At 72.5% G+C, this 9,279-nt stretch carries 9 protein-coding genes; 2 read left to right on the top strand and 7 right to left on the bottom strand.

From position 1 onward, the window contains the following. Positions 1-93 precede the first annotated feature (93 nt). From ACWD4A_RS34590 to lipB, 4 genes are all read right to left on the bottom strand, one after another. Entirely contained in the window at positions 94-774 is a 681-nt protein-coding gene (locus ACWD4A_RS34590; RefSeq protein WP_451200333.1) for a DUF4191 domain-containing protein, read from the bottom strand. A 10-nt stretch (positions 775-784) separates the two neighbouring features. Next, entirely contained in the window at positions 785-1,033 is a 249-nt protein-coding gene (locus tag ACWD4A_RS34585) for an SCO2195 family GlnR-regulated protein (RefSeq protein ID WP_451200332.1), read from the bottom strand. A gap of 214 nt (positions 1,034-1,247) precedes the next feature. Beyond that, complete coding sequence (gene lipA / locus ACWD4A_RS34580; RefSeq protein ID WP_451200330.1) at positions 1,248-2,216, bottom strand: lipoyl synthase; 969 nt, start codon at positions 2,214-2,216, stop codon at positions 1,248-1,250. Between the two features lie 183 nt (positions 2,217-2,399). Next, the gene (gene lipB / locus ACWD4A_RS34575; RefSeq protein ID WP_451200328.1) at positions 2,400-3,179 is read right to left on the bottom strand and encodes a lipoyl(octanoyl) transferase LipB; all 780 of its coding nucleotides are present in this window, start codon (positions 3,177-3,179) and stop codon (positions 2,400-2,402) included. 299 nt (positions 3,180-3,478) lie between these two features. Here lipB and ACWD4A_RS34570 point away from each other — a divergent pair, with 299 nt between their 5' ends. Further along, complete coding sequence (locus ACWD4A_RS34570; protein ID WP_451200326.1) at positions 3,479-4,927, top strand: regulator; 1,449 nt, start codon at positions 3,479-3,481, stop codon at positions 4,925-4,927. A 152-nt stretch (positions 4,928-5,079) separates the two neighbouring features. On the opposite strand, the gene ACWD4A_RS34565 is transcribed toward ACWD4A_RS34570, so the two are convergent. The 3 genes from ACWD4A_RS34565 to ACWD4A_RS34555 form a co-directional block, all read right to left on the bottom strand. Further along, positions 5,080-6,396 (bottom strand): NAD(P)/FAD-dependent oxidoreductase, encoded by a 1,317-nt coding sequence (locus ACWD4A_RS34565; RefSeq protein ID WP_451200324.1) that lies wholly within the window; start codon positions 6,394-6,396, stop codon positions 5,080-5,082. Between the two features lie 172 nt (positions 6,397-6,568). Further along, a complete protein-coding gene (locus tag ACWD4A_RS34560) occupies positions 6,569-7,477 on the bottom strand; it encodes a TIGR01777 family oxidoreductase (RefSeq protein WP_451200323.1) in 909 nt (302 codons plus the stop codon). 11 nt (positions 7,478-7,488) lie between these two features. Then, positions 7,489-8,007, bottom strand: a complete 519-nt coding sequence (locus ACWD4A_RS34555; protein WP_451200321.1) for a DUF4240 domain-containing protein — start codon at positions 8,005-8,007, stop codon at positions 7,489-7,491. Between the two features lie 204 nt (positions 8,008-8,211). Between ACWD4A_RS34555 and ACWD4A_RS34550 the strand changes: the two genes are divergently transcribed. Beyond that, positions 8,212-9,144 carry an SDR family oxidoreductase gene (locus ACWD4A_RS34550; protein WP_451200319.1) on the top strand — a complete coding sequence of 311 codons (933 nt, stop codon included), beginning with the start codon at positions 8,212-8,214 and terminating at the stop codon, positions 9,142-9,144. The last annotated feature ends 135 nt before the right edge of the window (positions 9,145-9,279 follow it).

The following is a 9,279-nucleotide window of genomic DNA, read 5'->3' as shown; positions in this document are numbered from 1 at the left end:
GGCACGGGCGGCTTTGCATCGGGCTCCCCCTCAAAGAAGACGTGATCCCACGTGAGTGCCCCGCCTTCACGTCGTGGAGGGGCCGTACGGGCCTCAGCGGCCCTTCGGCATGCGCGTGCCCTTCGGCATGGGCCCCTTCGGGATCGGCATGTTGCTGAGCAGGTCCCCGAGCGCCCGGAGCCGGTCGTTGACGACCGTCACCTGTGCGCCCGGCAGGATCCGCGGCAGCTTGAGCAGCGTCGTGCGCAGCTTCTTGATCGGGACCTGGCCCTCGCCGTCGCCCACCACGATGTCGTGCACCGGCACGTCCGCCACGATGCGCGCCATGCGCTTCTTCTCGGCGGCCAGCAGGCCCTTGACCCGGTTGGGGTTGCCCTCGCCGACGAGCACGATGCCCGCCTTGCCGACGGCCCGGTGCACCACGTCCTGGCTGCGGTTCATCGCGACCGCGGGGGTCGTCGTCCAGCCGCGGCCGATGTTCTCCAGCACCGCGGCAGCGGCGCCCGGCTGGCCTTCGAGCTGCCCGAAGGCGGCGTGCTCGGCGCGGCGTCCGAAGACGATCGCCATCGCGAGGAAGGCCAGCAGGAAGCCCAGGATGCCCAGGTAGACCGGGTGGTCGATCCAGAAGCCGATGGCGAGGAGCACACCGAAGGTGACGATGCCCACAGCCGCGACGACAAGACCGACCTTCGAGTCGACCTTCTTGGTCATCTTGTAGGTCAGGGCGATCTGCTTCAGTCGCCCGGGGTTCTCAGGTGTTTCCTTCCTCGCCATAAGGCGAAGTTTACGTGGCCTGCGGACCCGGGGCGGCCACGGCCTCCAGCAGGTGCTGTGCCTCGCGCCGGGCCTTGGCCCGGCGGCGGTCCTCCAGCACCGCGGTCCAGGCGTTCCGGCGGGCGGTGCGCTGGCCCCCGCGCATCAGCAGCCGCTCCAGGGCCCGCAGCGCCCCCGTGACGGACGGGGGCCGTACGGAGAGGGTCGTGGGCAGTGCGGAGGGCGGAGCGGAAGAGGCGCGTACCGGCGCGGCCTGCATGTCGTGGTCCCCTCGGAAGCGGAATGGGTCGACTGGCGGCGGGGGGCTGGGCGGTGCGGCGTACGGAAGTACTGCTGCGGTGCGTGCTTCCATCGTTACTCACCGGTGTTACCAATGGATGACCGATTGGTCAAACACCTATGAAACGTTGACGCGGCCGATACCGTGCCCACCTTCAGGTGGGAGGTATCGGCCGCGTCGGGGGACTGTCCGGTCAGACCGCCTGTGCCGAGGGGGCCACGCTGTCGCGGCGCTCGATGGCCTGCTGGTAGAGCCGGCCCGCGCGGTACGAGGACCGGACCAGCGGCCCGGACATCACACCGGAGTAGCCGATCTCGTCGGCCTCCTGCTTGAGCTCCACGAACTCCTGCGGCTTCACCCAGCGCTCGACGGGGTGGTGGCGCACCGAGGGGCGCAGGTACTGGGTGATGGTGATCAGCTCGCAGCCGGCCTGGTGCAGGTCGCGCAGCGCCTCGCTGATCTCCTCGCGGGTCTCGCCCATGCCGAGGATCAGGTTCGACTTGGTCACCAGGCCGTACGCGCGGGCCTTGGTGATGACCTCGAGGGAGCGCTCGTAGCGGAAGCCGGGGCGGATCCGCTTGAAGATCCGGGGGACGGTCTCGACGTTGTGCGCGAAGACCTCGGGGCGGGAGGCGAAGACCTCCTCCAGCAGCTCGGGCACCGCGTTGAAGTCGGGGGCCAGGAGCTCGACCTTGGTACGGCCGTCCGCGCGCTCGGCGGTCTGCTGGTGGATCTGCCGCACGGTCTCCGCGTACAGCCAGGCGCCGCCGTCCTCCAGGTCGTCGCGGGCGACGCCGGTGATGGTGGCGTAGTTCAGGTCCATCGTGACGACGGACTCGCCGACGCGCCGCGGCTCGTCGCGGTCGAGCGCCTGCGGCTTGCCCGTGTCGATCTGGCAGAAGTCGCAGCGCCGGGTGCACTGGTCGCCACCGATGAGGAAGGTCGCCTCGCGGTCCTCCCAGCATTCGTAGATGTTCGGACAGCCGGCCTCCTGGCACACGGTGTGCAGCCCCTCGCCCTTCACGAGGTTCTGCATCTTGGTGTACTCGGGGCCCATCTTCGCCCGGGTCTTGATCCACTCGGGCTTGCGCTCGATGGGGGTCTGGGCGTTCCGGACCTCCAAGCGCAGCATCTTGCGTCCGTCGGGTGCGACAGCGGACACGTCCGGCTCCCTATGGCTTCGATTCTTCGGCGGACACCAGGGTACGCCCGTTAATTCGTACGTGTTTACGCGTATGGGTTGCGTGTGTGGCCCACGTGTGGGACAACCCGCGACCGGTGGGGGCCATTCCCCTCCCGTTCACCCTCCCGTCGGGAGGGTGCCGGAGGGAGGCCGGGGCCGCCGCTAGACCGCCCTCGGCAGCGGTTCGGCCGTCTCCAGGACCTCGCGCAGGCGCTTCTCCACCACGGGCACCACCTCGCTCACGGGCACCCGGCGCCCCAGCTCATTGGAGAGCGAGGTCACTCCGGCGTCCCGGATGCCACAGGGCACGATCCGGTCGAACCAGGTGTTGTCGGGGTCACAGTTCAGGGCGAAGCCGTGCATGGTCACACCCTTGGCGATGCGGATGCCGATCGCCGCGAGCTTGCGGTCCTCGCCGCGCTGCCCGGCGTTGGACGGGGCGTACTCCGGGCCGTTGAGCCGCGGGTCGAACTCCTCGTCCGCGAGCCGCGGGTCGAAGTCCAGCTCCAGACCGCCGGCCGCGGCCTCCTCGCGGGCCTCGCCCAGCACCCACACGCCGCTGCGGCCCTCAACCCGGGTGGTCTCCAGGCCGAAGTCCGCACAGGCGCGGATCAGCGCCTCCTCCAGCCGCCGCACGTGCGCGATCACGTCCACGGGGCGCGGCAGCTTGAGGATCGGATAACCGACCAGCTGGCCCGGCCCGTGCCAGGTGATCTTCCCGCCACGGTCCACGTCGACGACGGGGGTGCCGTCCAGGGGGCGCTCGCTGTCCTCCGTGCGCCGTCCCGCTGTGTAGACCGCCGGGTGCTCCAACAGCAGACAGGTGTCCGTGACCTCGTCCGCGAACCGGGCCGCATGCACCCGCCGCTGCTCCTGCCACGCCTCCTGATACTCGACGGCGTCCGCCCCGAAGCCCAGGTGGACAAAGCGCAGCTCACTCACGGCAGCTCCTCTTCGAACCTTTTCGAACCTTGCAGTGCACGGAGTGGATGGCCGCCGCGCTCCTCGCGCCGTCCCACGCGATTCCGCACGCTGCCACTCACGCCCTTGCCACTGTACGGCGGGGCGCCGACACCGCCGCAGGCGGCCGGGCGGCCCGGATCACCCCGGGCCGCCCGCCATGCGTATTTGATCTGTCCTCACACGATCGGATGAATGCGGGGCGAAGGTGGCGATCGGGGCGTTGTGTGGCCGCTAAGTTCGCGCCGTTCCACAACGCGATCAGGGAGACCGGCAGGCTGATGACGGAACGACCCCCCCAGCGCATCCCCAACCGCCAGCTCGCGGCGCTGATCGCGGAGGCGGGCTTCTCCAACGCAGGGCTGGCTCGGCGCGTCGATCAGTTAGGGCTCGAACACGGCCTCGACCTTCGCTACGACAAGACCTCCGTCACCCGGTGGCTGCGCGGCCAGCAGCCGCGCGGCACGACACCGGCGCTGATCGCCGAGGTCTTCACCCGGCGGCTGGGCCGTCGGCTGTCCGCGCAGGACCTGGGCCTGGACGCCTGCGCTCCGGTGTACGCCGGGCTGGAATTCGCCGCTTCCCCGGAAGAGGCCATTGACATCGTCAGTGGCTTGTGGCGCAAGGACTCCGGCAGTCACACCGAGCTTCGGAAGATCGCCTTCACCCCGGCGGGGCTGGTGGTCCCCAGCCGGGACTGGCTGATCGGCCGGGCCGACGAGCGGGTGGCCCGCGGCGCGGCGCCCGTGCCCGTCGTCGACGGCGTCCGGGTGCCCGCCCAGGGGCGGGGGCTCCCCCCGCGCCAGCGGCACACCGAGCGCGGCCCCGGCGGCAGGGTCTCGATGGGCGACATCGCGGCGCTGCGGTCGGTGGGCGAGCTCTTCCGGACGCTCGACCACGCGTACGGGGGCGGGCACGCCCGGCAGGCCCTGGTGCGCTATCTGGAGCACGAGGCGGAACCGATGCTCCGCGGCACCTACGGCGAGGCGGCCGGACGGCGGCTCTTCGGCGCGGTCGCCGACCTCACCCGGCTCGCCGGGTGGACGTCGTACGACATCGCCGCGCACGGGCTCGCCCAGCGCTATTTCGTCCAGGCGCTGCGGCTCGCCCAGGCCGCGGGCGACCGGCCGTACGGCAGCTATGTGCTCGTGACCATGAGCAGACAGGCGGTCTACCTCGGGCACGGCCGGGAGGCGGTGCAGCTCGCCCGGGTCGCCCAGCAGGGCGTGGGCTCGGGGGCGCCGTCCGTGGTGCAGTCGCTGCTGCACGCGGTCGAGGCCCGCGGGCACGGGGTGCTCGGCGAGGTGCGGGCCTGCTCCGCGTCGCTGGCGCGGGCGGAACGGGCGCTGGAGAGCGCCCGACCGGGCGACGAGGTGCCGTACTGGGCGCGGTTCTTCGACGAGGCGCAGCTCGCCGACGAGTTCGGGCACTGCCACCGCGACCTCCAGCAGTACCGGGCCGCGGCGCAGCACGCGGAGCGGTCCCTGCAGCTGCGGAGCACCGCGTACGCCCGCAGCAGGCTCTTCTGCCGGGTGGTACTGGCCACCGCGCGGCTGGGGCTGGGCGAGCTGGAGCAGGCGTGCGCGCTGGGGGCGGAGGCGGCGGCGCAGGCCGCCGAGATGCGGTCGGTGCGGGCGCTGGAGTACATCCGCGATTTCGAGCGGCGGCTGGAGCCGTATCGGGATGCGGCGGCCGTTCGGGCTTATCGCGAGAAGGTGGCCCTGCTTTAGCGGTGCCCTCGCTTCAACGGGGTCCGGGGCTCTGCCCCGGGCCTCCGTTTCGTCGTACGGGGGGGGGTGGTGGTCCGGTTGCGCCCGTCCTGCCCTTCGGCTGCGGGCCGGTGGGGGCTGGTCGCGCAGTTCCCCGCGCCCCTTACGGGGCGCTACGCCGCCTGCAGTTCCTCGGCGTCGTGCGGTGCGCGGATGCCCAGGTCGCGGAGGACGGCCAGGGCCGCGCGGCGGCCGGAGAAGAGGGCGCCCTGGACGGTGCTCGTGTCGCGGTGGTCGCCGCAGACGTAGAGGCCGGACAGCAGCCGGACCGGGCGCCGGACGTCGTGCGGGGCGGGCATGGCCGGGACCGCGTCGGGGTCGTGGTGTGCGGCCAGCAACTGCCAGCCGCCGGTGGACGTGCCGTAGACGCGGGCGAGTTGGGCGCGCGCCGCGCGGTCGAGGTCGGCGGTGGGCAGCCCGGCCGCCGCGCCGAGCACCGTCGAGGTGATCAGGGCCCGCCCGGCGGGCGCCCGGGTGGGGTCGACCTCGCTGGCGACCATGGTGTGTGCGACGGGCCCGCGCCGCCCGCCCGCGATGATCAGCGAGGCCTCCCGCAGCGGCGGCTCCTCCGTGGTGTGGTGCAGCACCGTCACCGGGTGGAACCCCGGCATCCGCAGCCCCGGGATCAGCTCCGCGGCGGCTCGGGCACCCGTCGCCACGACCACCGAGCGACAGCGGAACTCCCCGTGCCCGGCCGTGCCGACGGACGTGGTGCAGGCGGCCTCCGCGCGGACGCCCGTACGGACCGTGCCGGGCGGCAGCAGCGCGGCGAGCAGTTCGGGGACGGTGTCCGCGCCGCCCTCCGGCAGGCAGAGGCGGCCGCGCGCGTAGCCGCGCAGGACCAGGTCCGCGCAGCGGCTGGAGGTCGTGAGCTCCGGGTCGCAGAGCAGCGAGGCCAGCAGCGGGCGCAGGAAGCCCTCGACGGTACGGGTCGGCAGGCCGCGTCCGGTGAGGGTGTCGGCGGTGGGCCGGTCCGGGCGGGCGAGGACCCGGTGGGCCGGGAGGGCCGCCAGCCGGGCGAGCGCGGTGCCCAGCCGCGCCTGGTCGAGGCCCCCGGCACGGGCGGCGGTCGCGAGGGCCCGTGCCGTGGTGAACCCGCGCTTGGTGTGCCGGGGTTCGCCCGTGCGCTGGTTGCGCCCGTCGGCGTGGACCAGGACCCCGGGGGTGAACGGCCGCAGTGTGAGCGCGTCGAGCCCTGGGGTGCGGAGCAGCTCCGGGAAGGCGGTGTTGAGCAGCTGTGCCGTACGGTCCAGCCGGAAGCCGTCGACCTGTCCGGTCGTCATCCGTCCACCGACGTAAGGGGCGGCCTCCAGGACGGTGACCGTTACCCCGGCGGCGGTGAGCCGGTGCGCCGCGGAGAGCCCGGCGAGGCCGGCTCCCACGATGACGACGTCGGCGTCGTGTGCGGTCTCGCGTGCGCTGCTGAGCACGTGCCCTCCTGGGGTCGGTCCGCTCGCTCTGGGGCCTGATGCCCTCAACGGGCAGGGGCAATGCGCGATTTGCCTCGACCGTAGAGAGAAATTCGGTCAACAACAGTCGCGCACGGACAGAGCACGGTCGCACGGCGGTAGCACGTCCGGGGCCGGTGTGCCGGGCCCGTGTTCAGCGCGTGTCCGTCAGCGCCGCGCGTACGGCGCTTTCGACGTCGGGGAAGGCGAAGGAGAAGCCCGAGTCGAGCAGCCGTCGCGGCAGTACGCGCTGGCTGCCCAGTACGTCGCCCGCCATCTCGCCCAGCGCCAGCCTGAGCGCGGGCGCGGGGGCGGGGAGGAGCGTCGGCCGGCGCAGCACGCGCCCCATGACCTCCGTCACCTCGCGGTTGGTGACGGGCCGGGGGGCGGTCAGGTTGACGGGGCCGGCCAGGGTCTCGGTGTCCAGGAGGTGGCGCAGGGCGGACACATGGTCGTGCAGGGCGATGAAACTCCAGTACTGGTGGCCGTCGCCCAGCCGTCCGCCGAGGCCGAGCCGGAAGAGCGGGAAGAGCTTGGCCCAGGCGCCGCCTTCGCGGGCCACGACGAGCCCGGTGCGCGCGAACACGGTCCGCACGCCCGCTTCGGCGGCCGGGCCCGCCGCCTCCTCCCACTCCTGGCAGAGGTCGGCGAGGAAGCCGTGGCCGGGGGGCGCGTCCTCGTCGACCGCCCGGTCGCCGGTGTCGCCGTAGACGCCGATCGCGCTGCCGCTCACCAGCACGCGCGGCGGGGCGTCGAGGGAGGCGAGGGCCTCGGCGAGGGCGGCGGTGCCGAGCACCCGGCTGTCGCGGATCTCCTTCTTGTAGGCGGCGGTCCAGCGGCGGTCGCCCACGCCCGCGCCCGCCAGGTGCACCACTCCGTCGCACCCGGCGAGCCCGTCCGTGTCGACCCGCTGCCGCTCGGGGTCCCACGCGACCTCGTTCCTGTTCCTGGGCGGGCGCCGGACGAGGCGCACGGCCTCGTGGCCGTCGGCGGTGAGGGAACGGACGAGTGCGCTGCCGATGAGTCCGGACGAGCCGGTGATTGCGATCCGCATACGGCCCATCCTGCCGCGCCCTACTCCCTGAAGCGGTCCCACAGCCTGGGGAAGCGTTCGGCCAGGGCGGCTTCGTCCTCCAGGTCGAAGGGCGTGCCGAGGGGTTCGGGCGGCGGGTCGGGGAGGCCCAGGTCCGGGGTCTCGGTGCCGGTCAGCTGCTCGTACGCCTCGTCGGCCGCGTAGCCGAGGTCCTCCCCGTCGCCGTCCACCTCGTCGTCGAAGTCGTCCAGGAGTTCCGCGAGGTGGTCGGGCTCGTGTATGCCGCCCTCGAAGACCTCCCGGCCCTGGCCGATCAGCCAGCAGCGGAAGAAGTCGAAGGCGTCGTCGCTCGCCCCGTTCAGCAGCACGGCCGCGGCGCCCCACAGATCCCACAGATAGGAGCGGTTGTAGCGCGCCTCGAAGTGCCGGGCGAAGTCCACCACGCGGTCGGGGTCGAGCTGCATCAGCCGCTCGACCAGCAGATCGGCCTGGTCCTCGGCGTCGCCCTCGGCGGCCTCGCGCGTGGTGTCGATCAGTTCCCAGAACTCCGTCTCGTCCATCACGGCTCCAGCATCGGGCCAACCACCGGGCCCCGCACGCGGAGCGGAACGGATGCGGCCGTCTTGTTACCGGTGCGTTGTCGGCGCATCGGGACGGTCGGCGAATCAGGACAGGAGGTGTCTGCATTGAGTGGCAGGGTCACCGGCGCGACGAACCGCACGACGTCGTCGGAGTGAATTGTCGGAGCGAAGGGACACGGGAACGTGAACACGGGAAGCACATCGGCCGCCGGACCGCTGGCGGGCAGGGTCGCCCTGGTCGCGGGCGCGACGCGGGGAGCGGGCCGGGCCATGGCCGTCGCACTCGGGGCGGCGGGCGCGACCGTCTACGCGACGGGACGCACCACGCGGGAGCGCCGGAGCGAGGTCGGCCGGCCGGAGACCGTCGAGGAGACCGCCGAGCTGGTGACGGCCGCCGGCGGCACCGGCATCGCCGTGCCGACCGACCACCTGGAGCGGGACCAGGTGAAGGCACTCGTCGACCGCATCGACCGGGAGCGGGGGCGGCTCGACGTCCTCGTCAACGACGTCTGGGGCGGGGATCACCTGCTCGAGTTCGATACGAAGGTTTGGGAGCTGGATCTCGACAAAGGTCTGCGCATGCTGCGGCTCTCCCTGGAGACCCACGCGATCACCAGCCACTACGCGCTGCCGCTGCTGATCCGGCGGCCCGGGGGACTGGTCGTCGAGATCACCGACGGCACGGCGGAATTCAACCGCACCTACCGCGGCAACCTCTTCTTCGACCTCGCCAAGTACGGGCCGATCCGGATGGCGCTCGGCCTGGCGGAGGAACTGAAGGAGTACGGCGGTACGGCGGTCTCGCTCACGCCGGGATTCCTGCGGTCGGAGGAGATGCTCGACCACTTCGGGGTGACGGAGGAGACCTGGCGCGACGCGGTGTCCAAGGAACCGCACTTCGCGATCGCCGAGTCCCCGGTCCTCATCGGGCGCGCGGTGGCGCATCTGGCGGCGGACCCGGACAGGGGGCGCTGGAACGGGGGGTCGCTGTCGAGTGGTGAGCTGGCGCGGGCGTATGGGTTCACCGATGCGGACGGGTCGCGGCCGGATTGCTTCGCGTATTTCAGGGATGTGGTGTTCGGGGGCAAGCGGGCGTCGGCGGCCGACTACCGCTAGCCGTCCGGCTTTTCCCCAGCCCCGCCCCTTCCCGAAACCGGGGGAGACCCCCGGACCCCCAAAGCGGCTGCGCCGCTTGTCCTCAAACGCCGGACGGGCTGGAAATCCAGCCCGTCCGGCGTTTGAGGACGCGGC

Source organism: Streptomyces sp. NPDC002537, from assembly GCF_053594975.1.
Note: the sequence above shows the minus strand (reverse complement) of the source record. Positions and strands in the feature narration are given on the sequence as shown.

What these genes read in the sequence shown, in the direction of transcription:
- ACWD4A_RS34590 (WP_451200333.1), bottom strand. Translation starts at nt 774, where the DNA reads ATGGCGAGGAAGGAAACACCTGAGAACCCCGGGCGACTGAAGCAGATC.
- ACWD4A_RS34585 (WP_451200332.1), bottom strand. Translation starts at nt 1,033, where the DNA reads ATGCAGGCCGCGCCGGTACGCGCCTCTTCCGCTCCGCCCTCCGCACTG.
- ACWD4A_RS34570 (WP_451200326.1), top strand. Translation starts at nt 3,479, where the DNA reads ATGACGGAACGACCCCCCCAGCGCATCCCCAACCGCCAGCTCGCGGCG.
- ACWD4A_RS34560 (WP_451200323.1), bottom strand. Translation starts at nt 7,477, where the DNA reads ATGGGCCGTATGCGGATCGCAATCACCGGCTCGTCCGGACTCATCGGC.
- ACWD4A_RS34555 (WP_451200321.1), bottom strand. Translation starts at nt 8,007, where the DNA reads ATGGACGAGACGGAGTTCTGGGAACTGATCGACACCACGCGCGAGGCC.